The following is a 24,978-nucleotide window of genomic DNA, read 5'->3' on the forward strand; positions in this document are numbered from 1 at the left end:
GGTCAGGCCGTGATCACTCGGCGGGCGGCGCCGCACAGGTGATCGCGTTGTCCACGATCGTCTGGTGGTACTGCTCTGCCGTGAAGGGCAGACCGAACTCCGGCGCCGTCTGGCCGCCTGCCGCCGGCGCCTTGGACGCGATCGCCGCCAACTCCCACGAGAGCCACTGCGCGAACCCTGCGCCGGCCGTCGAGTCGTTGAGCACGACCGCCACGGTGAATCCGGTGGCCGGGTCGGAATACGCTGCGGTCGCATAGCCGGGAGTCCAGCCGCCCTGACCGATCATGGACCCGACGATGATCGCGCCACCGGTCGCCTGGTACCAGGACGGCGCATCCGGGCTCATCGGCAGCGGGGCACCGAAGCGGTCGGGCGTCTCCTTGGTGCGCAGCACCTGCTTCGCCTCGGCCTGCACGTAGCGTCCGAGGTCGCCGATGTTCGACACCGCTCCCGAGTCGGTAAAGCCGCTGCTCGACGACAGGGTGGTGATGTCCACCGGAGCAGCGCAGTCGTAGCCGCCCTCGACCGGGTTCATGTAGTAGCCCTTCACGACCGGCCCGGACGACGGCGGCGCCGGCGCGACGCCGGGGAGCGAGGTGTTCGGCAGGTCGAGGGGATCGGTCACGTACTCGGCGATCAGTTCGGATGCCGACATGCCCGAGGCACGCTCGAGCGCGAGACCGAGCAAGAGGTAGCCGGCGTCCGAGTCGCGATACGTGGTGTGCGGTGCGACCCGCTCACTGCCGAGCCCGTAGCCGGCGAGCTCCAGCGGAGCCCAGATGCGCTCCGGGGTGTTCAGCCACGCGGGCGTGACCCGCTGCTCCGACGAGCCGACGCCGCTCGTGCCGTTGCAGAGGTCGAGCAGCGTGATGCCGGAGTCCGCCATGTCGGCGACGCCGGACACATAGTCGGTCACGGCGGCATCGAGCTTGACGGTTCCTCGATCGGCGAGCGCGTACAGCACGTCGCAGGTCATCAGGCGCGTGACGTCGGCGATGCGGAACGACATGTCGGTGTCGAGCGCCTTGCCCTCGCGTCCCTCGGTTCCGACGGCGGTCACCCAGCTGCCGCTCCAGGGCACCCAGACACCGACCACAGCACCGGAGGCACCGGAGGCGACGAGTGCGTTGTCGACTGCGGCCTGCATCGCGGCGACGGTGTCGTCGGCGAGCGGCGCGTCCACCTGGGCGGGCGGGGTGTACGTGAAGGTCTCCTCCGCGGTGCAACCGGTGAGCATGAGACCGATCACGGCCGCACTGGCCGCGGCGGCACGCCAACGGCGCGACGAGAGAAGGTGCATGGTGAAACCCCCGAGAGATGTGTCACGAGTCTAGAACGCGGAACCTGAAAGTCCGCATCGGACGCCGCCGCCTAGAGTGAGGATGTGCCCCACTCCTTCGATGCCGACGTGATCGCCGCGGTGCTGCGTCACATGAACGGCGACCACACCGACGACAACATCCTGATCGCCCGGGCCTTCGGCGACGCCGGCGACGGCGACGTCACGCACGCCGTGATGACCGGGTTCGACGGCGACGGCGGCCGGTGGGACGTCACCCGTGGCGGGGTCACCGCCGAGCTGCAGGTGCCGTGGCCCGGCGGACCGATCTCCGACCGTCCGGCCGTGCGCCGCGAGGTCGTCGCGCTCTACGACGTCGCCTGCGAGCGACTGGGCGTCGAGCCTCGACCGCACGCCTGAGCGGCACTCAGCCGACACATTCGGTCTTCACGGCAACGCAGGGTTTCGCCACGAGTTAGGTAACCCTTACACTGGGGTCATGTCCGAGATCCTGTCCTTCTCCGCCGCGCTGCGCGAGCGCTCTTCCGGTTCGCACTCCCGCAGCGAGGGCGCCGGCTTCATGTCCGACCTCCTCAAGGGCGAGGGATCACGCGAGGACTACATCGCGCTCGTCGCGCAGCACTACTTCATCTACGAAGCGCTCGAGTCCGCTGGGGAACGCATGCGGCAGGATGCCGTGGCATCCGTCTTCATCAGCGACAAGCTCACGCGGATGCCCGCGCTGGAAGCCGACCTCGAATTCCTCCTCGGTGCCGACTGGCGCGAGCAGATCACGCCGCTGCCCACCACCCAGCGCTACGTCGAGCGCATCCGTCAGGTCGGCGCCACGTGGGCCGGCGGGTTCGTCGCGCACCACTACACCCGCTACCTCGGCGACCTGTCCGGCGGCATCTTCATCGGCCGCGTCATGGCACGCCGCTTCGGGTTCGAGACCAACGGCATCGGCTTCTACCTGTTCGACGACATCGCCGACCCCTCCGCGTTCAAGGACGTCTACCGCGAGCAGCTCGACGCCGCTCCGTGGGATGCCGCGGAGCGCGAGCGCGTGATCGACGAGGTGCTCCTCGCGTACCGCTTCAACACCGAGCTCTTCGAAGACCTCGACCGGGCTCGCGCCGCGGCCTGACCGCGCCCCTTCGCCCCTGGCTCGCTGGCCGCCACACCTGGGTCGCTGAGCCTGTCGAAGCGTCTCCCCTTCGGGCCCTTCGACAAGCTCAGGGACCCACGTCCGCCGCACCTGGGTCGCTGGCCGCGCCTCGGTCTGGGTCGCTGAGCCTGTCGAAGCGTCTCCCCTTCGGGCCCTTCGACAAGCTCAGGAACCCACCTCCGCCGCCCCTGGGTCGCTGGCCGCCCCTCGGTCTGGGTCGCTGAGCTTGTCGAAGCGTCTCAGCCCTTCGGGAGCTCCGGCGTGGATGCCGCGAGCCAGGCGTCGCGCATGAACCGGCGGACGTCCTCGTCCACTCTGATGTCGCGGGGTCGCAGGTCTCGCGAGAGGTACAGGCCGTCGAGCGACGTCAGTCGGCTGAGCGCGACGTACGTCTGGCCGGGCGCGAACGCGCCGGAACCGAGGTCGATGATCGCCCGCTCGTACGTCTTGCCCTGGGACTTGTGGATCGTCACGGCCCACGCCAGTCGCAGCGGGAACTGCGTGAACTCGGCGACGACATCACGGCTGAGCTTCTTCGTGTTCTGGTCGTAGGCGTAGCGGAACCGTTCCCAGACGGCCGGCTCGACGTCGACCTCCTCGCCGTCGATGTCGACGCGCACCGCACTGCCGAGGATGCGCACCACGGTGCCGATCGTGCCGTTGACCCAGCGCGGCGGCTCACCCGACATCGAGGTGTCGTTGCGCAGGAACATGACCTGAGCGCCGACCTTGAGCTTCAGCTCCGACTCGGCAGGGAGCGACGCCTCGCCACGGCCGAAGTCGCCGCTCACCTCCGCCTTGGCGGTCTGCTCCTTGCCGGCCAGGGCCGCGAGGTGTCGACTGTTGATGCTGTTCACGATGTCGTTGCGCGTGGCGAGCGTGATCATCGGGACCTCGCCGGGTTCCGGGTCTGGAGGCGTTCGAGCACCCTGCGCATTGAGCACGCCGGCGATCTCGGCTGTGACGCGTCCGTACCGCACCGCGTTCAGCATCGCCTTGAACCCGTCATCCGACTGCCGGTGGATCTGCACGAGCTCACGCACGTGCAGCTCGGCGCGGGTGTCGACCTCGAAGAGCCCCTGCTGGTCCGAAGACCCATATCCATGGGTCCCTGAGCCGCCCCCATGGGTCCCTGAGCCGCCCCCATGGGTCCCTGAGCCGCCCCCATGGGTCCCTGAGCCTGTCGAAGGGCCCGCCCACACATGGGCGTCGAAGAACCAGAAGGAGCGGTAGTGGTCCTGCACGTAGCGGGCCTCGTCGCCGCGCGGGGGCACCGGCGCCAACTGGTACGGGTCGCCGAACATCACGACCTGCACTCCACCGAAGGGTTCACCGCGGCGACCGCGCGCCTGGCGCAGCGACCGGTCGATCGCATCCATCAGATCGGCGTTGACCATCGAGATCTCGTCGATCACGAGGGTCTCGATCGCGTTGAGGATGCGTCTGGTCGCATCGTTCTGATCGATGTCGCCGTCTGCGATCAGACCGATCGGCAGCCGGAACAGCGAGTGGATCGTCTGTCCCTCGACGTTGAGGGCGGCGACACCGGTGGGTGCGCAGATCGCGATCTGCTTCTTGGTGTGCCACGAGAAGTGCTGCAGCAGCGTCGACTTGCCGGTGCCGGCACGCCCCGTGATGAACACGTGTTCGTTCGTGTCCTCGATGAGTCGGAAGAGCTCGTTCTGCTCATCGGACAGGGCGGGAAGGGACACGGAACTCTCAGAGGGACGCGGGCGGACGCGGATGCTCCTCCCATGCTACGGCCCGGCATCCGCCACGCCCTCGTGACGCTCGGCGTCGTCCCAGGCCGCATCCCTAGACTTGCGCCATGCACACCGTGGAGACGAAGGCGCCTCGGCGTTCCCGTCTCGGCGTCGATCTCGCACTGCTGGCCGTCGTCGGCGTCGTGCTGATCGCGGCCATCGGTGCCGGTGGCGCAACGCTCTATCAGCAGTTCGCCAGCCCGTCGGCGTTCGTCGTGCGCTACCTCGACCTGCTCTCGTCCGGGCGTGCGGCTGACGCGCTCCGGATCCCCGGCGTCGCGATCGATCGGGCGACGCTCTCCGCAGCCGGCATCGACACGGCGGCATCCGAGGCGATGCTCCGCCGCTCCGCCCTCGCCCCGCTCACCGATGTGCACGTCGAGTCCGAGCATCCTGCCGAGCAGGGCACCGAGGTCACCGTCAGCTACCAGGCCTCGGGCCACCATGGCACGAGCACCTTCGTGATCGAGCAGGACGGATGGGTCGGCGTCAGCCCGAACTGGCGCTTCCAGACCAGCCCCCTCGCGGTCATCGATCTCACGCTGCGCGGTGCCGATCAGTTCGCCGTGAACGGCTTCGAGGTCGACCGCCGGCAGGTCTCCAGTGCCGGAGCAGAAGCGGGCGCCCTCGATCCGCTGCCGTTGCTCGTCTTCACCCCCGGCCTGTACGCCGTCACGGTCGACACACCGATCGCCGAGTCGAGCGGCATCGGCGTGCTCGCCGACACTCCGCTCGCCGTCACCCCGCTCGAGGTGCAGACGACCCCGACCGACGAGTTCATCGGGGTCGTGCAGCAGCGGGTCGAGCAGTTCCTGCAGGAGTGCGCGACGCAGGAGGTGCTGCAGCCGACCGCATGCCCCTTCGGCCTGCAGGTGCGCAACCGCATCGCATCGCTGCCGGTGTGGTCGATCGCCACGCAACCTCGGGTCACGGTCATGCCCGACGAGACCGGGCACTGGCAGATCCCACCGGCGCATGCCGTGGCGCACCTCGAGGTCGAGATCAAGTCGCTCTTCGACGGCTCGATCCAGGAGGTCTCGGAAGACGTGCCGTTCACGGTGAACGGCTCGATCGTCATCCTGCCGGACGGCTCCGCATCGATCCGCGTCGGCTCCCCCGACGAGACGCCGCAGGACTGACGCTCAGCCGCGTCCCTGCTCTTCGGCGCGGCGATCCCGCTCCGCGATGGCGGCGAGCTTGGCGTTGTACTCCTCGAGCTCGGCATCCCCAGTGCGGTCGGCGTGCCGGTCGCGGCGACGCTGCAGCTTGGTGTCGCTGCGGCTCCACTGGATCGCGACCGTGATCGCCAGGATGAGCGTCGGGATCTCGCCGATCGACCAGGCGATGCCACCGCCGATGTACTGGTCCTCCATCGGCGTCGGACCCCAGGTGCGGCCCATCGAACCGAACCAGTCGGCGACCATCAGGCCCTCCTGCATCATGATCGCGACGCCGAAGAAGGCGTGCATCGCCATGATGGCGATGAGCGTGATGAGGCGGCCGGGGTACGGCAGTCGGTACGGGATGGGGTCGGCGCCGACGAGCGTGAGCACGAAGAGGTAGCCGGAGATGAGGAAGTGCGCGACCATCCACTCGTGCCCGAGGTGCTCGTACATCGACCACCGCACGAGGTCGGTGAAGTAGAACGCCCACAGCGACACGATGAAGATCGCGGCGGCGACGAACGGATGCGTCACGACCCGCGAGAACGGGGACTGCACCGCCCAGAGGATCCACTCCCGACCGCCGCGGGTGCCGTCGTCTCGCTTGTCGACCGCGCGCAGCGCCAGCGTCACCGGGGAGCCGGTCACCAGCAGCAGCGGGATCGCCATCGACAGCATCATGTGCCCGAGCATGTGCACGCTGAACAGGTACTCCTGGTACGCGTTGATCGGGCCGCCGGTGACCCACACGAGCAGCAGCAGACCGAGCACCCAGAAGACGGTGCGGTGGATCGGCCAGCGGTCGCCGCGACGGTGCAGACGGATGACACCGGCGAGATAGAAGAACAGACCGAAGCCGGCGGCGACGAGCCAGAGGATGTCGATGTCCCAGGCGGTGAACCAGCGGTCGATCGTGAACTCCGGCGGCACGGCGGAACGGGTGAGCACCTCGGCCGGGGTGCGTGCGAACGCGACCTCCTCGCCGGTGGGCGGGGGCGTGCGGGCGAGCGCGGCTGCGGCACCCGAGGCGAGGCCCATGAGCGAGACCTCGCACAGCACGAGGATCCAGAACCACCGCGAGGCACGCTCGCCGGAGAGCTTCGGGATGAGCCGTGCGCGGTACCAGGCGCCGAGCAGCCCCATACCGCCGAGCAGGACGACCTTGATGATCAGGATGGCGCCGTAGGGGGTGGCGAGCTGGCTCCAGGCTCCGAGCGCGACCACCGAACGGGCGACACCCGAGACCGCGACCACGACGAACGCCGCGATCGCGAGCGAGGAGTACCGGGCGACGAGGCGCGGAGTGTCGACGTCGTCGCGCCCACGGAACAGCACGAGCAGCAGCAGCCCACCGAGCCAGACCGCCGCGCCGATCGTATGCAGCAGGATCGAGTTGACCGCGACGTTGTGGCCGGAGAGCTCACCGGAGTGGCCCTGCGTGGCCAGCGGCAGGAACGACGCTGCAGCGAGGATCGCCGTGATCAGCGTCGGCGTCCATGTGCGCCACGCGAACGCGAGCACGGTGATGACCGAGCCGAGGATGGTCGTGATCAGCCAGGACTGGCCGAGGGGCGTCTGCAGCAGGTACCTGCCCAGCTGCGAGCCGAACTCCGCCTCGATGCTGAGCTTCGGGTTGAACGCCGCCATGAAGGTGAGGAAGCCCGTGAAGCCGGCCGAGACCGTGAAGACCGCGGCACCGACGGATGCGACGTTCAGCGCCGCATCGAAGGGCTTGGACTCGCTGCGCAGTGCGAACAGGGCCAGCACGAGCGAGCCGAGCATCGCCGCACTCGACACGTTCATGACGAGCTTCGCGACCGGGATCGCCCAGCGGACGAAGGGGCCCGGGTCCTGCAGCAGGAGCGGAGCCGCGCCGCCGCCGATCACCAGGGCGACGACCACGCCGACGAGTGCCGCCGCGAGCAGCACGACGAGGCCGGCGAGACGATACGCCGAACCCCTGCTGGTCGTCTGGGCGCGGGTGCTCACCCCTCCAGCCTAAGCCGCGGCATCCGCCCTGGCTGACCGCGCCTGGAACGCCGGAAGGCCGCCCCCGAACGGGAACGGCCTTCCTGAGGAGCGTCGAATTACTTGACGGCTGCCTTCAGCTTGGAACCAGCGGTCACCTTGACGCGCTTGCCTGCCGGGATCTTGATCTCGGCGCCGGTCTGCGGGTTGCGGCCCGTGCGGGCAGCGGTGTCGACCTGCTCGAACGAGATCCAGCCCGGGATCGAGACCTTGCTGCCCTTGGCAACGGCGTCGGAGACCGTGGCGAACAGCGAGTCGAGGACACCGGAGACGGTGGCCTGGCTCTGGCCCGTGGCGCTTGCGATGCTCGCGACGAGCTCGGTCTTGGTGATGGACTTGTCAGCCATGTCATCCTCCAGCGACGAGATCCCGTCGCATCGTTGTAGGTGTCGGAGCGGATGCTCCTGGTCGAGTGACCGCCTTGAATGTACCAATGCCAGACGACATTCCCGCGTCATTTCGCGGGTTTTGGCGATTTGCAGGGCGTGTTGCACCACTTTTGTCACTCTGTTCACAGGTTTGGGGCCCTCGGGGTGCGGGAGGAGGACTCCTGTTGGGGAGGAGCCTTGAGCCGGAATCCTCCTCCCGAGCCCGAGTTCTCCTCCCGACTCAGCCGGCCAGGTGGAGACGCTGCCCGATCGCGGCGAGGATCGCACGCTGCACCCCTGGCCACTGATTGATCAGCTGGTCGTAGCCGATCCGGATCACGTGGTAGCCGTGGAGCGTGAGGAGCGCGTCATGTGCGATGTCGCTCGTACGCTGCGCGCCGACATGATGCCCGCCATCGATCTGGACCACGAGCCGCTCGCCGAGCAGGAAGTCGACGCGGTGCCCCAGGATCCACACCTGCGGCGTGATCGGCACGTTCAGCCAGTTGAGCCTGGTGTGGAAGATGGTCTCGGTGCCGGAGTCCGCGAAGGGACGAGCATCGGCGAGCAGCTGGCGCGCCGCCGGCGGGAGCGGCGCCCGTGCGAGCATCCCCGGATCGATGAGGCGCTTGCGCAGCGCGGACTCCCACGTCGCACGAGCACTCTCATACGGCTGGCACCGTGCGACCAGCACCAGGGCGTTCTCGAGCGAATCCTCACGGGCATCCGGATCGCGCGGGAAGATCGGCCGGCTCCAGTGGATCACTCCGCGCTGGATCTGCGCGTGCCCGGACTTCGCCGGTGCGGCGACGTGCGTCTCGGACGAGTCGAGCACCCACAGGCCTCTCCGCGCCGCGAGCGTGATGCAGCTGAGGATCACTCCCCCGCGGGCGGCGGCGACCAGCGCCGGATCCGAACCGGGCAGCGCGACCCACCCGCGGCGCACCACGAGCACCCGTCCGCTCCCGATCGCCACCCGCAGGCCGTGTTCCGTCACCCCGTCGCGATGAAGCGCCGCGACGCGCGCGACTCCCTGCCGTCGTGAGAGTGCCCTGACCGCATCCATCCACCGATCATGCAAGGGCTCCGCACCCGCCCGGCATCCGCACTCCGGCATCAGGGGATCCGCCGCCGGGACCTCCTTCTGTGGAGGACGCCCCGGCCCCGGATGCTCGGGAGGAGAACTCCTGCTCGGGAGGAGGATTGCGGCTCAAGGCTCCTCCCCAGGCCGAGAACTCCGCCGCAGCACGCAAAAGGGGCGAGGATCCGAAGATCCTCGCCCCTCTGTCTGCTGAGACTTACCAGCTGGACTTGGTGACACCCGGCAGCTCGCCACGGTGTGCCATGTCACGGAAGCGGACACGCGAGATGCCGAACTTCGTGAGGACACCGCGGGGGCGGCCGTCGATGACATCGCGCGAACGCACGCGAGCCGGCGACGCGTTGCGCGGCAGCTTCTGCAGGCCGACGCGTGCGGCCTCGCGGGCCTCGTCGGTGGCGTTCGGGTCGATGAGGGTCTTCTTCAGCTCGGCGCGACGCTCTGCGTACCGCTCGACGATGACCTTGCGCTGCTCGTTGCGAGCGATCTTGCTCTTCTTAGCCATTGATCAACGCTCCTCTCGGAATTCGACGTGCTGACGGATGACCGGGTCGTACTTCTTGAGCACGAGGCGGTCGGGGGTGTTGCGGCGGTTCTTCTTCGTCACGTACGTGTAACCCGTACCTGCCGTCGAACGCAGCTTGATGATCGGACGGACGTCCTGAGCCTTCTTGGCCATTAGAGCTTCACACCCTTCGCCTGGAGGTCCTTGACCACGTTCTCGATGCCGCGGACGTCGATCACCTTGATGCCCTTGGCGGACACGTTGAGCGTGATCTTGCGACCGAGCGACGCGACGAAATAGGTCTTCTTCTGCACGTTCGGGTCGAAGCGGCGCTTCGTCCGGCGGTGCGAGTGCGAGACGTTGTGACCGAAGCCGGGAACAGCTCCTGTCACCTGGCACACTGCTGCCATGATTACTCCTTCATTACCGTGAGGCCGGACGGCCTCACCCAAGATCCCTTGTCTGCATGCGATGCCACCCCTCGAGGCCGCACAGCATGCGAACTGCGCACAGGAGTGTGCGCAGACAAAGAGTCAGTCTAGCACGGCGGATGCTCAGAGCCGGACGGCCTCGAGCAGCAGCGCGGACCCCGGCGCGAGGAGCGGCAGCGGCACGCCGACGGACTCGAGGAACGAGCCCGTCGCCTCGATCCCGGCATCCAGCCAGGCCGGGTCGGCGACCTGATGCCGAGCGACAGCGCCGAGCTCCTCCCGCACCCGCAGGCGGTAGCGCTCCCCTGCGAGCAGTCCGGGGATGCGCGTGCGCGGCGTGAACGCGTCGACCGAGGTGCCGAGCCTGACCCAGGCGAACACGCCGCGCGAGCCGTCCACCGCGACGACACCGTGCAGCATCGTCTCCTCGTCGACCGCATCGGCGCGCACGGTGACCCCTGAGTGCAGCAGCGGACGCAGCTCGCGGTACAGCGCCGTCCACCGCGTCAGCGCCTCACGCTCCTCCGACGTGCAGCGCGTGATGTCCCACTCGATGCCGGCGTGTCCGAACAGCGCCGTCGTCATCCGGAACGGCAGGGATGCCGCGCGATGCGTCGTCTCGGCGATCGGCGGCCCCACGTGCGAACCGACGACCTCCGGAGGCACCAGCGTTCCAGTCCAGCGCTGGATGCGCTGCCGCTCGACCGGATCGTTCGAGTCCGAGGCCCAGACGCGCTGCGTGCGCTGCAGCACACCGAGGTCGACTCTGGCGCCTCCGCTCGCGCACGACTCGACCTCCAACGACGGATGCCGCTCGCGCAGCGCGTCGAGCAGGGCGTAGAACGCGGTCGTCTGCGCGTGGACGGCCGCGCGACCGGTGCGCGGCGACACGGCGGCATGCAGGTCTCGGTTGTGGTCCCACTTGATGAAGTCGATGCCGACCTCGGCAACCAGGGTGTCGATGCGCTCGAGCAGGGAGGCCGCGGCATCCGGGTTCGTGAGGTCGAGCACCTTCTGGTGCCGCCAGGTCGCGGAATCGGGCGATGCCTGCAGGATCCAGTCCGGATGCTCCGCTGCGAGGTCGGACACGGGGTTCACCATCTCCGGCTCGAACCACAGCCCGAACTGCATCCCGAGGGCGTGCACGTGGTCGGCGAGCGGCCGCAGGCCATCCGGCCATTTTGCGAGGTCGATGTGCCAGTCACCGAGGCCCGACCAGTCGTCCGGACGCCCGCGGAACCATCCGTCGTCGAGCACGAACCGTTCGACGCCGACGGATGCCGCGGCATCGGCGAGCGCCGTGATCGCGGCGGGATCGTGGTCGAAGTAGACCGCCTCCCAGGTGTTGAGCACGAGGGGACGGGGCGTCGTGGGATGCGCGTCGAACGAGCGCACGGTCCGGTGCAGCCGGGCCGACACCGAATCGAGCCCCTGCGCTCCGTACGTCAGGTACACGACCGGAGAGACGTAGGTCTCTCCGGTCGCGAGACGGATCTCGCCCGGCAGCAGCAGCTCGCCCCCGCCCAGCACGGCACCGTGCACGCCTGCGCCCTCGGGCAGCCGCTCCACCCCGACCTCGAGGTCACCGCTCCACGCGACGTGCGCTGTCCACACCTCGCCGGCGCGGAAGCCGAAGCCGTCGGTGCCGACCGCGGTGAGGAACGGCGCGTCGTGCCCTCCCCTGCCGCGCCGCACCTGGCGCAGGTGGGTGCCGTGGCGCAGCGCACCGCGCTGCGGGTGCCGCTCGCCCGTCCAACGGCCGGTGTGGTCGAGCACCTCCGTCGCGTGCGCCGGCACCGGCAGCAGCACCCTGGCCGCGAGCAGGTCGAGCGGTGCATCGACCGCGGCGGTGCTCGTGACCGACACCTGCGCCGCCAGCACACCCGCGGCGTCGAGACGCAGGTCGAGGACGACGGATGCGCCGGCAGCGGCATCCTCGTACTCCACGCGCAGCGAGGTCGGAGTGGCTGTCGACCCGACCTGCCGCAGCAGCGGGGCGCTGTGCAGGCCGCCGCGATGCCACGCGATCGCCGGGGCACCGGACCAGCCGTCGGCCTCGACCGCGAGCAGCGGGAAGACCCTGGCGTCGTCGAACGAGCTGAAGGTCACCGCCCCGGTCGATGTCGCGGCGAGCGCATCGACGTCGGCGGAGTCGAGCTCGGCCCCCCAATGCAGCAGGCGAGCGCCGGTGAGGTCGATGACGACGCTCACGCCGCCCGAGGTCAGGTGGACGAGTTCGCTCATTGCCGCTCCAAACGATCCGGGACGAAAAAGCAGGCCCGCCCGTGAGCATACGGGCGGGCCTGCGGATGGTGGTTACTCCTTGACGGGGATCGACGCGGCCTTGAGCGCGTCGATCGTGGCCGTCTGGCCCTTCTCGATCGCGTCGAGCAGCGTGCCGTTGCCGCTGACGGCGGCCTTGAACCCGTCTGACACGTCCGCGTAGGTCTGGGTCATGGTCGGGCCCCACGCGAAGTCGGGCGAGACCTGCGTCGCGGCGTCGGCGAAGATGTCGTAGATCTTCTGTCCGCCGTAGAAGTCCACGCCCTCGGCGTAGACCGGGAGCTTCAGACCGGCGGTGGTGGCCGGGTAGAGGTTCGCGGCCTCGGCGAGCGCGGTCAGCGCCTCATCGGAGGTGTTGAGCCACAGCGCGAACTTCGCCGCCTCGTACACGTGCTCGCTGCCCTTGAGGACTGCGGTCGACGAGCCGCCCCAGTTGCCGGCTGCGGAGCCACCCTTCTCCCACTGCGGGAGCGGTGCGACAGCCCAGTCGCCCGCAGTGTCCGGCGCGCCGCTCGAGATCGAGTTGGCACCCCAGACGGCGGAGTTCCAGGTCCAGACCTCGCCGGAGTTGTAGGCGTTGTTCCACTCGTCGCTCCACGCGGGGACCGTGGCGACGAGGTCGTCGTCGAGCATGCTCTGCCAGTAGTCCGCGACCGTGGTGGTGGCGTCGTCCGCGAGCGAGACGGTCCAGCCTGCATCGTCGCTCGAGAACCACTGCGCGCCGTCCTGCCAGGCGAAGCCGGCGAACTGGTTGATGTCGGACTGCGAGAAGTTGGTGATGTAACCGCCGAGTGCACGGATCTTCACGGCGGCGTCGCGGTACTCGTCCCACGTGGTGGGGATCGCGATGCCGTTCTGCTCGAACAGGTCGGTCCGGTAGAACAGGGCCATGGGGCCGGTGTCCTGCGGGATGCCGTAGACGCTGTCGGTGCCGAGCGTGACCTGACCCCATGCCCAGTCGACGAAGTCGCCTTCGGCAGCGACGACGTCTTCGCACGCGCTCAGGTCTTCGACGCCGTCCTGCACGAGGAAGTTCGGCAGTGCGTCGTACTCGATCTGGCCGAGGTCGGGTGCGTCGCCCGCCTTGATCTGGTTGAAGAAGTTCTGGTACGTGCCACCGTTGCCGTTCGGGCCGGTCTGCACCTTGACCTGGATCTCGGGGTTGGCGTCGTTCCAGATCTTCACGACGTCTTCGATGCCGGGGATCCAGGAGGTGAACTCGAGCGTGACGTCGCCGTCCGCCGGGGTGCAGGAGGCTGCGCTGTCGCTGCCGGTGCTGTCTCCGCCGCCGGCGGAGCAGCCTGCGAGCGCGAACGCCGAGATGGCGATGACTGCGGCCGCTGCCTTCTTCTTCGAATGCTGCATGTCGATCCCTTTCATGGATGCGATGTGATGCGGGTGTTGGGTGGTGCGTGATGGGGTGGTGCGATGCCGCGCGGTCGGTCCGCGCGGCGCCTGCTCACTTCAGGGCGCCGGCGCCCAGTCCGTTGCGCCAGAAGCGCTGGAGCAGGAGGAAGGTGACGATCAGCGGGATGACCGACAGCAGGGCGCCGATCAGGACCAGACCGCGCAGCTCGGGGAGCTGGTTCAGCTGGTTGTTCCAGTTGTAGAGACCGAAGACGACCGGGAAGAGCTCTTCGCTGCGCAGCATGATCATCGGCAGGAAGAAGTTGTTCCAGATGGCGACGAACTGGAAGAGGAACATCGTCACCAGCGCCGGGGTCATCAGTCGGATGCTGACCGTGAAGAACGTGCGGATCTCGCCGGCACCGTCGAGACGGCTCGCCTCGAGCAGCTCATCCGGCACTGACGATGCGGCGAAGATGCGAGCGAGGTAGACGCCGAACGGGCTGACGATGGATGGCAGGAACACCGACCAGAAGGTGTTGGTCAGCTGCGCCTGGCTGAAGATGAGGAACAGCGGGAGCGCGAGCGCCGTCGCGGGCACGAGCACGCCGCCCAGCACGATGTCGAACAGCAGGTCGCGGCCGGGGAACCGGTATTTCGCGAGTGCGTACCCGGCCATGGCGGCCAGCAGGGTGGCGATCGCCCCGCCGAGCGCGGCGTAGAGCACCGAGTTCAGCAACCAGCGCAGGTAGATGCCGTCGCGGTAGGTGAAGAGCTCGGCGATGTTGTCGAACAGGTGGAAGTCGGCGAACCAGAGCGGAGCCGTGGTCAGGATGTCGCCAGTCTCCTTGCTCGATGCGACGAGCAGCCACCACAGCGGCAGCAGGAAGTAGACCGTGAACACGGCCATGATCAGCATGGCGCCGGTGCGCGAGATGCCCGATTCGCGGGCTGCCCTGCCCCGCTGCCCTGCACTGCGGGGAGAGCGCCCCGGTGCGACGATCGACATGGTGCTCATGCGTTCTGCTCCTTGCGCTGCATGTACTTCATGAATCCGAACGACAACACGAACGTCGTCACCGCCAGCACGACCGAGAAGGCGGCCGCCAGGTTGGTGTTGGGGATGGATGCCGTGGCGTACACGGTCATGTTCGGGGTGAACGTGCTGGTGACCGCCGAGCTGAACGACCGGAACACCTGGGGCTCGGCGAGCAGCTGCAGCGTTCCGATGATCGAGAAGATCGCGGTCATCACGATGGCCGGACGCACGAGCGGGATCTTGATCGACCAGGCGATGCGCCACTGGCTGGCACCGTCGAGGCGGGCGGCCTCGTACAGCTCCTGCGGGATCGACAGCAGCGCCGAGTAGATGATCAGCATGTTGTAGCCGACGTAGACCCAGGTCACGACATTCGCGATCGACCACAGCACGAGGTCGGCGCCGAGGAAGTCGATGTGCTTGGTGATCGCGGTGAACGGCGACAGGTTGGGCGAGAACAGCGAGCCCCACATGATCGCGGCGATCACGCCCGGCACCGCGTACGGCACGAAGAACGCGAGGCGGAAGAACCGCTTGCCCCGCACGAGCGGCGAGTCCAGCAGCAGGGCGAACACCAGCGCGAGGCCGAGCATGACCGGCACCTGCACGACGCCGAACATGAGCATGCGGCCCATCGAGCTCCAGAACGCCTCGTTCTGGAAGACGAGCGCGTACTGGGTGAGGCCGCCGAACACCTGCTCGGCCTTGCCGAAGGTGCCGTCGCGCTTGACGACGAGCAGCGACTGCCAGAACGCGTAGGCGATGGGCACGACGTAGAACAGCGCGAACAGCACGCCGAAGGGCACGATCAGGAACGCGATGGCGCCCTTGTGCGGAATGCGTCGGCGGCGAGCGGGCTCGACCCGATCGGAGCCGACCGCCGCCGCGGTGAGCGTGGTGGTCATACATCCTCCTTGATGATGCGGACCGCCCCGGCCGGCACGAAGCCGGTGGCTGGAGCGTCGGTCACGAGGTCGTGCCCGGTGGTGGAGATCTCGACCCCGGTTTCGCCGTGGTTGATGATGAAGAGGAAGCTGCCGGCAGCACCGGCGCGACGCACGATCTCGACGTCGTGATTCGCGCCGGGGTGCGCTTCGACGCCGGCGGTGCCTGCCAGTCGTGCCATGAGGTCGCGGTACGCGATGCGGTCGGGCTGGGTCGCGGCGAACCACGCTTCGCCTGCTCCTGCCGAGCGGCGGGTCAGCGCGGGTCCACCGGCGGAGGGTCCGTCGGCGAACGATGCCACGACTTCGGCATCCGTGACCTCCAGCCGTTCCGACCACACCGAGCCGGTCGTCCCGTCGGTGAGGAAGACGCTCTCGTCGGGCAGCAGCGGGGCGAACTCCTCGGAGCGGATGCCGAGCAGGTCGCGGAACGCGCCGGGGTAGCCGCCGGTGCGCACCCGATCCTCTTCGTCGACGATGCCGCTGAAGAAGGTGATCAGCGCCGTCGCGCCGTGCTCGACCGCCGTCGCGATGGCTGCGGCATCCGCATCGCTGATGAGGTGCAGCGCCGGCACGATCAGCAGCCGATAGCCGTCGAGGTCGCCGCCGGGGCGCACGACATCGGTGGTGATACCGGCGTCGGCCAGTGCCCGGTGCGCTGCATGCACCTGACCGAGGTAGGTGAGCGCCTCGCTGGGCCGCCCCTCGTTCTCGACAGCCCACCAGCTCTCCCAGGAGAAGAGGAGTGCGGCATCGGCGACGACCTCGGTGCCGGCGATTTCGCCGAGCCGATCGAGGAGTCCGCCGAGCTCGACGACCTCGCGCCACTGCGCCGAGTCCTCGCCTGCGTGCGGCACGAGGGCGGTGTGGTACTTCTCAGCGCCCTGCGTCGACGCGCGCCACTGGAAGAAGCAGATGCCGTCGGCACCGCGGGCGACGTGCGCGGCGACGTTGCGCTGCAGCTCGCCGCGGTCCTTGGCGAGGTTGTACGGCTGCCAGTTGACGGCACCGGTCGAGGTCTCCATGAGCAGCCACGGCGCACCCTGCGCGAGACCGCGGGTGAGGTCGGCGGCGAACGAGAGCTCGCCGCGAGCGTCGTCGAGGCGGCGGTCGAGGTAGTGGTCGTTGGCGATGAGATCCATCTCGCCAGCCCAGGTCCAGTAGTCGAGGTTGCGGATGTGCGCCGTGACCATGAAGTTGGTCGTCACCGGCACCTCGCTGCGCTCGCGCAGGATCGCGGCCTCTGCACGGTAGAGCGACAGCTGCTCGTCCGAGCTGAACCGCTGGAAGTCGAGGATCTGGCCGGGGTTGCGCAGCGAGAGTGCCTGGGCCGGCACCCGCACATCGTCGAAGTCGCTGTAGCGCTGGCTCCAGAACGTGGTGCCCCACGCCCGGTTGAGCGCGTCGATGTCGTCGTAGCGGTCGCGCAGCCAGCCGCGGAACGCCTCGGCGCTCGTGTCGCAGTAGCAGAGGGCGTTGTGGCAGCCGAGCTCGTTCGACACGTGCCAGAGAGCGACGGCCGGGTGGTTGCCGTAGCGCTCGGCCACGCGGGTGACGACGTCGGCGGCATAGGCGCGGAACAGCGGCGAGCTCGGGCAGTAGCCCTGGCGCCCGCCCTGCTGGAAGACGGTGCCGTCTTCGCCGACCGGCAGGATCTCGGGGTGCGCGGCGGTGACCCATGGTGCGGGTGAGGCGGTGCCGGTGCCGAGGTTGATGCGGATGCCGGCGGCGTGCAGCAGTCCGATGATCTCGTCGAGTGCGCTGAAGTCCCACACTCCCCTGGCCGGGTTGATCGACGACCAGCCGAAGATGTTGATGGCAACGAGTCCGACGCCGGCCGCCTGCATGAGGCGCACGTCCTCCGGCCAGACGCTGCGATCCCACTGCTCCGGGTTGTAGTCGCATCCGAAGACGAGGCCGCGCCCTGCGGAGAGGGTGGCGATGCGGTCGGACACTGCGGCGGCCATGCGAGGCGCTCCTTTGCGGATCATGTGTGCACGTGCACAGTTCGCGACATGAATGCAGCGATCGGAATTTCTGTGAACGTGCACACATCGTCGCATGTCGCGCTGAATCCCGTCAAGTCGGGGTCGCTAGGCTGTCGATCATGAGTACTTCCGCCCGTCGTCGCAGCACCGTGCACGACGTGGCCCGCGTGGCGGGGGTCTCCCGAGGAACCGTCAGCCGCGTGATCAACGGCGGATACGTGTCGGATGCAGCGCGCGTCGCCATCGAAGACGCGATCCGCGAGGTCGGCTACGTGCCGAACACCGCCGCGCAGAACCTCGTGCGCCAGCGCACCCAGGCGATCGCCTTCATCGTGCACGAACCGCACGCGCTGTTCCTCGAAGACCCGAACATCGGCGCGATCATGCTCGGCACGAACGAGACGCTGTCAGAGGCCGACTACCAGATGGTGTGTCTCGTGGTCGACTCGGTCAGAGACACCGAACGCGTCGCCCGCTACCTCAACGGCGGCTTCGTCGACGGCGCCGTGATCGTCTCCGCCCGCGCGCAGGACCCCATCACCAAGGCCGTCATGCGACTCGACCTCCCCGTCACCTATGTCGGGCACCCGCCCGAGGTCGACGCCGCCTGGGTCGGCGTGGACAACCGCGGCGCGGCTCGTGCCGTCACCGCACGCCTGCTCGAGACCGGACGCACGCGGGTCGGCATGATCGCCGCCGCGCTCGACCGCGACTCGGGCACCGACCGTCTCGCAGGATTCACCGACGCACTCGGCGACGCCTTCGACGCAGAGCTCGTCGAAGAGGTGCCGCTGTACTCCTACGCCGACGGCGCCGCGGCGATGGCCCGGCTGCTCGAGCGCGCTCCCGACATCGACGGGGTGTTCGCCGCATCCGATGCCGTCGCGGCCGGCGCCATGTGGGCACTGCGCGAAGCAGGGCGCCGCGTGCCGGATGACGTCGGCGTCGTCGGCTTCGACAACAGCACCTGGGCCACCCGCACCACGCCGCAGCTCTCGACGGTCGACCAGCCGGCGGAGGGTCTCGGCGCTGCGGCAGCGGCATCCGTGCTCGCGCAGCTGCGCGACGATCAGCGGCCGCGAGAAGGCATCATGCTGCCGACACCGGTGGTGTGGAGGGACTCGGCCTGAGCGCCCCTCCCCCAGCGGAACGGTGAGACCGTCGGGTCACCCGCGATCCAGAACCGCCACGGGAACGCCTCGGTGCCCGCGATACCGGCGACACCGACGCGCGGCCCGGTCATGATGTCGCTCACCGGCTCATCCGGCAGCCAGAGCTCGGCTCGCGCCCCCTCGAACTCGAGTCCGGTCACCGCGTCGATCCCGTCGTGGAGCGGATGCCGCAGCCCCACCGCCTGACCGAAGCGGCCGGGGCCCCTCGCGAGATCGCGCAGCGCAACGGCGGTGAGCGGCAGGCTCGCGCCGCGCCGCAGCGCGACGGCATCCACCCCCGCCTGGACCGATCCCGCCCGCATCAGCACTCCGCCGGCCTGCCCCTCCGGCCCGCACACCACGTTCACGCACGAATGGATGCCGTGGCTGAGGTAGACGTACAGGTGCCCGGGCTCGCCCCACATCGTCGCGTTGCGCGCGGTACGACCCATGCGCGCGTGCGACCCGGGGTCGGCCATCGGGCCGGTGCCGTGTCCGTGGTACGCCTCGACCTCGGTCAGTCGCATCCGCACCTCGCTGCCGGCCACGATCGTGCGCAGCTCGCCACCGAGCAGCAACGGTGCGACCTCGACCGCGAGCCCGGCGAGTTCGGCGCGTGTCGCACGGTGCAGGCGCGAGTCGCTCACGTCAGAACCGAGGGGCCGTCTGGCACCACGACGCGTCGAAGCCGGTGAGCGCGACGATCTCGTCACCGGTGCGCAGGTCGATCAGGTGCGTCTCCATGTTCCGCGGCAGCGGCAGCAGCATCCCGTCGTAGGGGTTGCTCGCGAGGTCAGGAGCGATCACGACCGCCGCGTACTGCCCGCTCGGTGAGGCGCAGGCCTGCAGGATCGAGTCCATCGCGCCGACCTCCACGAGCGGTTCCGCGGTGCCGTCGTCGGCGACCCGCACGATCGCCTGCCCCTCGGGGATGCCGTTCTCGTCGCGCGCGACGACGTGACGCAGCGTGCCGCCGGGGAACGGCGTGATCGTGCTCGCGACGCCGTAGTCGGGATCGGATGCCGCGAGCGGCACCTCGGATCCGTCGGTGAGGTTCAGCTCGACCACCGCACCGTCGAGACGCTCGATGATCGCGGTGTACGTGCCACGCGAGACGCCCTGGATGTTCGCCGCCAGCCCGAGCGACTGCACGCCGGCGTCGGTGGAACGGTCGAGGAGCGAGAGGGCGCCGTCGAAGTCGATGAACAGCACGGCCGAGCTGTCCGGCACGAACTGCCAGGTGAAGACACTCGCCTCGACACCCGCGACCTCGGTCACCTGCGGCGTGTCGTCGCCGGTCAGCGACTGCGTCACCAGCACGCTCGCGCGGCCCTCGGTGTCGCTGAGCTCGACGTCGGAGTAGCTGTATCCGACGAGTCCGCCGCGCTCCGACACCTGGATCGAGCCGACGTACCCCGTGCCGGGCAACGTCAGCTCGCGCTGGTCCGAGCCGTCGCGGTTCATCACGAGCAGCGTCGATCCGTCGTCGCCGCCGACCGCGACGACGAGCTTCGTCGACGTCGCGCGGAAATCGTTGATCTCGGGGGCCGCGAACACCGGCACGGCCTTCTCGCCCGTGAGGTCTGTGCGGAAGATCTTGTCGTCGCCGTCGACGTCGCGGGTGAGCAGGAAGATCGTGGATGCCGGTGTCGTGAAGCTCGTGCGCAGGGTCGAGGTCGGCCCGCCTCCGGCGCCGCCGACGCCCGCGACCTTGATCGTGTACTTCGTGTCGTCATCGAGCGGCACCGTGAACCGGATGCCGATGCCGCGGCCCGCCGCATCGACCGTGAACGGCGCCGCCGGCTCGACCGTGACCTGCGCAGGGTCGATGTCGGTGAGCGACTGGTTCGCCGTGAGGATGACGCGGCTGCCGGACGACTCGATCGCCTGCTGCGGGTCGACCTGCACATCCGTGATCCGCGGACCCTGGAGCAGACTCACGACGCCGAACCCGGTGCCGATCAGCACCAGCACTCCGAGCACCGCCGCGATCGTGAGCACGAACCGGCGCGATGGGCGCGGCTTCGCCGCCCTGGGCTCCTTGGCCCCGCTACCACTGGGTCCCTGAGCCCCGTCAGGACTGGGTCCCTGAGCCCCGCTACCACTGGGTCCCTGAGCCTCGCTGCCACTGGGCCCTTGAACCTCGCTGCCACTGGGTCCCTGAGCCTGTCGAAGGGCCCCGCCCACAGGTTGGGGTGCTTCGACAGGCTCAGCAACCCAGTCGCGCGGCTCAGCGATCCAGTCGTGCGGCGCGAGCGGAACGGCCGGCTCCGTCGCGGGTGCTTCGACAGGCTCAGCAACCCGGTCGTGCGGCTCAGCGGCCCGGTCGCGCGACTCAGCGGCGCGGGCCTCCGCCTCGCGGGCGGCGCGCATCTCGGCGCGCGTCCGCGGCACCGGCGGGACGTCGGGCCGCTCGTCGTCAGTACTCATACGGATCCCCGGGCTCGTCGATCGCGACGACGTCGGTCGGCTCGACGTGCAGGTCGCCGTCGGCATCCGCACGGATCGTGCCGGTGACCTCGACCCACTGGCCCGTGGGGTAGTCGGAGGCATCCACCGCCACCGGCAGTGTCGCGGTCTGCGCGTCGATCACGCAGTGCGTGATCACGAGGCGCGTGAGGTTCACGCCGTCGGTACCGGGGGTGACGAATCCGGTGAGTTTCACCGGGGCGCCGTCATAGGCTGCGGTGTTCGTCGCGGTCGCGAAGACGCTCGCCCAGTCGCCGACACCGAACGTCGAGGTGTCTGCGACGCCGAGCGACACCGTGTCCGCTCCCGCGAACAGCGAGGTCTGCTCCCCCGCGCGCGACATCGCGAGTTCGACCGAGAGCGTCGCCGGCGGCAGCACGAGCGCGGCGATGACGACGCCGGAGGCGAGCACACCGCCGGTCACGGCACCGACGGTTGCGAGTGTGCGCCGAGAGGATGCCGCGGGCGCAGCGCCATCAGCGGCATCCGTCGCCTCATCGTGCCCGTGATCGTGGCCGTGGTCGCCCTCGACACCGAGCGGCAGCGTGCACGACCAAATCGCCCCGGCCAGCGTGACGACCGCCGCAGCGGCAGCGAACCACACCGACTCGGGGCTGATGTACAGCGTCAGGCGGCCGGTCACGGCGAGGCCCAGCGTGACCACCGAGATGAGTGCGGCGAGGCCGACACCCAACCACCGGGAGCCGAGTGCGCGGGCACGTGCGCTGGTCTGCTCAGACAAGGACGTTCACCCCGATCCCGATGGCGAAGGCCGAGGCGACCACGACGCCGACGATCACGGCGAGCGTGCGTCCGGTGAACGTGGTGCGCATGAGGGCGAGCATCTTGATGTCGACGAGCGGCCCGACCAGCAGGAACGCGATGAGTGCGCCGGAGGAGAACGTCGACGCGAACGACAGGGCGAAGAAGGCGTCGACGTTCGAGCAGATCGCGACCGTCATCGCGAGCGCCATCATCGTGACGATCGACAGCACCGGGTTCGAGCCGATCGCGAGCAGCATGTCGCGCGGGATCAGCACCTGCACGGCGCCGGCGAGCGCCGAGCCGATCACGAGGGCCGGCATCACGGCGCGCAGCTCGACCAGGAACTGCGTCAGGCTGCGCTTCACAGGCGTGCCGTGCTCGTGCGTGACGCGGTCGCAGGTGTCGATGAAGCGCTGCGTCAGCAGGGAGTTCGGGTCGGGGTGTCGGCTGAAGATCCAGCCGATCAGGTTCGCGATCAGGTAGCCGCCGACGAGGCGCGCGACCAGGATGCCGCCGTCCCACCCGAACGCGGCATGGGTGGTGAGGATCACGATCGGGTTCACGATCGGCGCCGCGATGAGGAACGTCAGCGCCTCGGCAGGGGCGAGGCCGCGCATCATGAGTCCGCGGGCGAAGGGCACGTTGCCGCATTCGCAGACCGGGATCAGCATGCCGAGCAGCGACAGCACTGCGCGGCGAGCCCATGCCTGTCTCGGCAGCCAGCGGTGGATGACGTCGGCCGGCAGCCAGACCTGCACCACGATCGAGAGCACGACGCCGAGCACGACGAAGGGCAGCGCCTCGATGAGCACGCTGAGCGCGAGCGTCAGGCCGTCCTGTGCGCGGGTCGGCAGCGAGGCGGGAAACAGCGCGGGCAGGAACTGGTCGATCAGGAACAGTGCGACGATCACGACGGCACCGATGCCGAGGCCGACCCACGCCGATCGCGGCGACCGGGTCGGGCGATGCGAGTGCCGCGGCGGGGTCAGCAGGCTCACGCGGATGCTGCCCCGGCGCTCTCGCGCTTCTTGGCGCAGGGGGTGCAGAGGCCGAAGATGTCGACGACGTGCGCGGCGTCCGTGAAGCCGTGCAGTGCGGCGGTGCGGTGCGCCCACTGCTCGACGTCCTTGGCTTCGATCTCGACCGTGAGTCCGCACGACCGGCAGATCAGATGATGGTGATGGCCCTGCGTCGTGCAGGCGCGATAGAGCGCCTCGCCCTCGGGGCTCTGCAGAGAATCCGCGTCACCGGAGGACGCCAGCCCGGACAGTGCGCGGTACACCGTGGCGAGTCCGATACCCGTGTTCTCATCACGGAGGGATGCGTGCAGGCTCTGCGCGCTCACGAATCCGCGCGCGTCGGCGAGCGCTTCGCGCACGCGTTCGCGCTGCCAGGTGTTCCGCTGAGCCATACCGAGAGTCTAATCCGCCGGGATTGCCGAGGGCTGGGAGAGATCGACGGCCGGTGCGGCCGTCACGCGCGCACGCGCCGCACCCGTGCCCGGGAGCGCTGCACGATCCAGCAGATGCCGTAGATCGTGAACGACAGCGTCGTGATGTACGGGCTGACGGGCAGGGTCCCGGCGAGCGCGAGCAGGATGCCGCCGACGGCCGAGATGAAGCCGAACAGCGCAGCGAGCAGCGGCACCGCCACCGGACCGGCGGTCACCCGCATCGCGGCGGCGGCCGGTGTGACCAGCAGCGCCATCACCAGCAGCGCGCCGATGATGTGCACGCTGACCGCGACGATCAGCCCGAGCAGCACCATGAAGATCAGGCTCACTGCACGCGTCGGCACACCGCGAGCGGCGGCGGACTCGGGGTCGAGCGAGTCGAACCGCAGCGGGTTCCACATCACCAGCAGCCCGATCAGCACGACGGCGCTGATGCCGATCAGCCAGCCGAGATCGGGGCTCGACACCGACACGATCTGCCCGGTGAGCAGACTGAAGCGGTTCGCGCTGCGACCGTCGTAGAGCGAGAGGAACAGGATGCCGAGGCCGAGGCCGAACGGCATCAGCACACCGACGATCGAGTTTCGATCTCTCGCCTTCGCGCCGAGCACCCCGATGAGGATCGCAGCCACGAGGGCGCCACCGAGCGACCCGGCCACCACGCTGCCGCCGAACAGCAGCGCAGCAGCTGCGCCCGCGAACGACAGCTCGCTGACGCCGTGCACCGCGAACGCGAGGTCGCGCTGCATCACGAAGACGCCGATCAGTCCACCGACGATGCCGAGCACCGCGCCGGCGATGATCGAGTTCGCGAGCAGGGCGACGAGCTCGCCGTAGTCCTGGAAGGAGAAGACGTCGCTCCAGTCGACCAGCGGCCTCATGCTGCGCCTCCGTGCTCATGCTCGCCGTGATCGTGGTGCGGCTCGGCATCCGGCACACCGACGACGACCAGCCGGTCGCCGGCGCGCAGCACGAACACCGGGGTGCCGTACAGCTCGGTCAGCACGCGGGTCTGCAGCACCTCGTCCGGCGTTCCGAGCAGGAAGCGCCCGCCGGCGATGTACAGGATGCGGTCGACGCGACCGAGGATCGGGTTGATGTCGTGCGTCACGAACAGCACGGCGGCGTCGCGGTCGCGGCGCTGGCGGTCGATGATGTCGGTGACCGCCACCTGGTTCGCGAGGTCGAGGTTCGACAGCGGTTCGTCGCACAGCAGCAGCGACGGCTCGTCGGCGAGCGCCTGCCCGACCCTGAGCCGCTGCTGCTCCCCGCCCGACAGCATCCCGACGCGTCGGTCGGCGTAGTGCGCTGCACCGACGGACTCGAGCAGGCGGTCGACCTTCGCGCGGTCGCCGCGGTGCGGGACCGGGAAGCCGAAGCGGCTGCCCTGCACACCCAGCGCGACCAGGTCGCGGGCACGCATGCTGGTGTCGGGGGCGAGCGAACGCTGCTGCGGCACGTATCCGATGCGCGCGTTGCCACGATGCACGGGCTCGCCGGCGACGCGGATCGTCCCGGAGGAGAGCGGCTGGAGCCCGAGGATGCTGCGCAGCAACGTGGTCTTGCCGGAGCCGGACGGTCCGAGCACGGCGATGAACTCGCCCGCGTTCACGGTCAGGTCGAGGCCCGACCACAGTTCACGGTCGTCGCGGTGCAGGGAGGCGTTCGAGATCTCGAGGACCGGCGCCCCGTTGGGTCCCTGAGCCCGCGCTCCCTTGGGTCCCTGAGCCTGCGC

24 protein-coding genes are annotated in these 24,978 nt (G+C 69.2%); 4 read left to right on the forward strand and 20 right to left on the reverse strand.

Going from position 1 to position 24,978, the window contains the following annotated elements:
* Positions 1 to 13: 13 nt before the first annotated feature.
* Positions 14 to 1,300, reverse strand: a complete 1,287-nt coding sequence (locus RS83_RS04630; protein ID WP_045278360.1) for a serine hydrolase domain-containing protein — start codon at positions 1,298 to 1,300, stop codon at positions 14 to 16.
* An 84-nt stretch (positions 1,301 to 1,384) separates the two neighbouring features.
* Between RS83_RS04630 and RS83_RS04635 the strand changes: the two genes are divergently transcribed.
* Positions 1,385 to 1,699, forward strand: a complete 315-nt coding sequence (locus tag RS83_RS04635; RefSeq protein ID WP_045278361.1) for a DUF2470 domain-containing protein — start codon at positions 1,385 to 1,387, stop codon at positions 1,697 to 1,699.
* A 79-nt stretch (positions 1,700 to 1,778) separates the two neighbouring features.
* Positions 1,779 to 2,426: a heme oxygenase (biliverdin-producing) gene (locus tag RS83_RS04640; RefSeq protein WP_045278362.1), complete on the forward strand. Its 648-nt coding sequence runs from the start codon at positions 1,779 to 1,781 to the stop codon at positions 2,424 to 2,426.
* A gap of 260 nt (positions 2,427 to 2,686) precedes the next feature.
* Here RS83_RS04640 and RS83_RS04645 read toward each other — a convergent pair whose 3' ends face one another.
* Positions 2,687 to 4,159: an ATP-dependent DNA helicase gene (locus tag RS83_RS04645; protein WP_045278363.1), complete on the reverse strand. Its 1,473-nt coding sequence runs from the start codon at positions 4,157 to 4,159 to the stop codon at positions 2,687 to 2,689.
* Between the two features lie 116 nt (positions 4,160 to 4,275).
* Here RS83_RS04645 and RS83_RS04650 point away from each other — a divergent pair, with 116 nt between their 5' ends.
* Complete coding sequence (locus RS83_RS04650) at positions 4,276 to 5,349, forward strand: hypothetical protein (protein ID WP_045278364.1); 1,074 nt, start codon at positions 4,276 to 4,278, stop codon at positions 5,347 to 5,349.
* A 3-nt stretch (positions 5,350 to 5,352) separates the two neighbouring features.
* On the opposite strand, the gene RS83_RS04655 is transcribed toward RS83_RS04650, so the two are convergent.
* The 11 genes from RS83_RS04655 to RS83_RS04705 form a co-directional block, all read right to left on the reverse strand.
* Positions 5,353 to 7,362, reverse strand: coding sequence for a cytochrome c oxidase assembly protein (locus RS83_RS04655; protein WP_082071523.1), 2,010 nt, complete (start codon positions 7,360 to 7,362; stop codon positions 5,353 to 5,355).
* A 98-nt stretch (positions 7,363 to 7,460) separates the two neighbouring features.
* Positions 7,461 to 7,748, reverse strand: coding sequence for an HU family DNA-binding protein (locus RS83_RS04660; RefSeq protein ID WP_017203554.1), 288 nt, complete (start codon positions 7,746 to 7,748; stop codon positions 7,461 to 7,463).
* 262 nt (positions 7,749 to 8,010) lie between these two features.
* A complete protein-coding gene (locus RS83_RS04665; RefSeq protein WP_045278365.1) occupies positions 8,011 to 8,835 on the reverse strand; it encodes an endonuclease domain-containing protein in 825 nt (274 codons plus the stop codon).
* Positions 8,836 to 9,067: 232 nt separating this feature from the next.
* The gene (gene rpsN, locus RS83_RS04670; protein WP_017203557.1) at positions 9,068 to 9,373 is read right to left on the reverse strand and encodes a 30S ribosomal protein S14; all 306 of its coding nucleotides are present in this window, start codon (positions 9,371 to 9,373) and stop codon (positions 9,068 to 9,070) included.
* Positions 9,374 to 9,376: 3 nt separating this feature from the next.
* Positions 9,377 to 9,547, reverse strand: coding sequence for a 50S ribosomal protein L33 (gene rpmG, locus RS83_RS04675; RefSeq protein WP_017203558.1), 171 nt, complete (start codon positions 9,545 to 9,547; stop codon positions 9,377 to 9,379).
* Complete coding sequence (rpmB, locus tag RS83_RS04680) at positions 9,547 to 9,783, reverse strand: 50S ribosomal protein L28 (RefSeq protein ID WP_042540533.1); 237 nt, start codon at positions 9,781 to 9,783, stop codon at positions 9,547 to 9,549. The genes rpmG and rpmB overlap by 1 nt, the downstream gene beginning before the upstream one ends.
* A 144-nt stretch (positions 9,784 to 9,927) precedes the next feature.
* The gene (locus RS83_RS04685) at positions 9,928 to 12,048 is read right to left on the reverse strand and encodes an alpha-galactosidase (RefSeq protein WP_045278366.1); all 2,121 of its coding nucleotides are present in this window, start codon (positions 12,046 to 12,048) and stop codon (positions 9,928 to 9,930) included.
* A gap of 72 nt (positions 12,049 to 12,120) precedes the next feature.
* Positions 12,121 to 13,452 (reverse strand): ABC transporter substrate-binding protein, encoded by a 1,332-nt coding sequence (locus RS83_RS04690; protein ID WP_045278367.1) that lies wholly within the window; start codon positions 13,450 to 13,452, stop codon positions 12,121 to 12,123.
* 94 nt (positions 13,453 to 13,546) lie between these two features.
* Positions 13,547 to 14,452 (reverse strand): carbohydrate ABC transporter permease, encoded by a 906-nt coding sequence (locus RS83_RS04695; RefSeq protein ID WP_419760966.1) that lies wholly within the window; start codon positions 14,450 to 14,452, stop codon positions 13,547 to 13,549.
* Positions 14,449 to 15,378 (reverse strand): carbohydrate ABC transporter permease, encoded by a 930-nt coding sequence (locus RS83_RS04700; RefSeq protein ID WP_045278368.1) that lies wholly within the window; start codon positions 15,376 to 15,378, stop codon positions 14,449 to 14,451. Before RS83_RS04700 ends, RS83_RS04695 begins: the two co-directional genes overlap by 4 nt.
* Positions 15,375 to 17,384, reverse strand: a complete 2,010-nt coding sequence (locus RS83_RS04705) for a beta-galactosidase (protein ID WP_045278369.1) — start codon at positions 17,382 to 17,384, stop codon at positions 15,375 to 15,377. Before RS83_RS04705 ends, RS83_RS04700 begins: the two co-directional genes overlap by 4 nt.
* Positions 17,385 to 17,524: 140 nt before the next feature.
* On the opposite strand from RS83_RS04705, the gene RS83_RS04710 reads away from it, so the two are divergent.
* On the forward strand, positions 17,525 to 18,535 hold the full coding sequence (locus RS83_RS04710; RefSeq protein WP_045278370.1) for a LacI family DNA-binding transcriptional regulator: 1,011 nt from the start codon (positions 17,525 to 17,527) through the stop codon (positions 18,533 to 18,535).
* On the opposite strand, the gene RS83_RS04715 is transcribed toward RS83_RS04710, so the two are convergent.
* The 7 genes from RS83_RS04715 to RS83_RS04745 all read right to left on the reverse strand — a co-directional run bounded on the left by RS83_RS04715 (position 18,475) and on the right by RS83_RS04745 (position 24,915).
* Complete coding sequence (locus RS83_RS04715; RefSeq protein WP_045278371.1) at positions 18,475 to 19,203, reverse strand: DNA-3-methyladenine glycosylase; 729 nt, start codon at positions 19,201 to 19,203, stop codon at positions 18,475 to 18,477. The genes RS83_RS04710 and RS83_RS04715 overlap by 61 nt on opposite strands.
* 1 nt (position 19,204) lies before the next feature.
* Positions 19,205 to 20,557 carry a hypothetical protein gene (locus RS83_RS04720; RefSeq protein WP_045278372.1) on the reverse strand — a complete coding sequence of 451 codons (1,353 nt, stop codon included), beginning with the start codon at positions 20,555 to 20,557 and terminating at the stop codon, positions 19,205 to 19,207.
* Positions 20,558 to 20,975: 418 nt separating this feature from the next.
* Positions 20,976 to 21,767 carry a TIGR03943 family putative permease subunit gene (locus RS83_RS04725; protein WP_045278373.1) on the reverse strand — a complete coding sequence of 264 codons (792 nt, stop codon included), beginning with the start codon at positions 21,765 to 21,767 and terminating at the stop codon, positions 20,976 to 20,978.
* A complete protein-coding gene (locus tag RS83_RS04730) occupies positions 21,760 to 22,782 on the reverse strand; it encodes a permease (RefSeq protein WP_197072065.1) in 1,023 nt (340 codons plus the stop codon). Before RS83_RS04730 ends, RS83_RS04725 begins: the two co-directional genes overlap by 8 nt.
* Positions 22,783 to 22,784: 2 nt before the next feature.
* On the reverse strand, positions 22,785 to 23,201 hold the full coding sequence (locus tag RS83_RS04735; RefSeq protein WP_045278374.1) for a Fur family transcriptional regulator: 417 nt from the start codon (positions 23,199 to 23,201) through the stop codon (positions 22,785 to 22,787).
* A gap of 62 nt (positions 23,202 to 23,263) precedes the next feature.
* Complete coding sequence (locus RS83_RS04740) at positions 23,264 to 24,124, reverse strand: metal ABC transporter permease (protein ID WP_045278375.1); 861 nt, start codon at positions 24,122 to 24,124, stop codon at positions 23,264 to 23,266.
* A complete protein-coding gene (locus RS83_RS04745) occupies positions 24,121 to 24,915 on the reverse strand; it encodes a metal ABC transporter ATP-binding protein (RefSeq protein ID WP_045278494.1) in 795 nt (264 codons plus the stop codon). Before RS83_RS04745 ends, RS83_RS04740 begins: the two co-directional genes overlap by 4 nt.
* Positions 24,916 to 24,978: the final 63 nt, after the last annotated feature.

Origin of the sequence: Microbacterium oxydans (assembly GCF_000956525.1) — a bacterium.
Lineage (GTDB): Bacteria > Actinomycetota > Actinomycetes > Actinomycetales > Microbacteriaceae > Microbacterium > Microbacterium oxydans_A.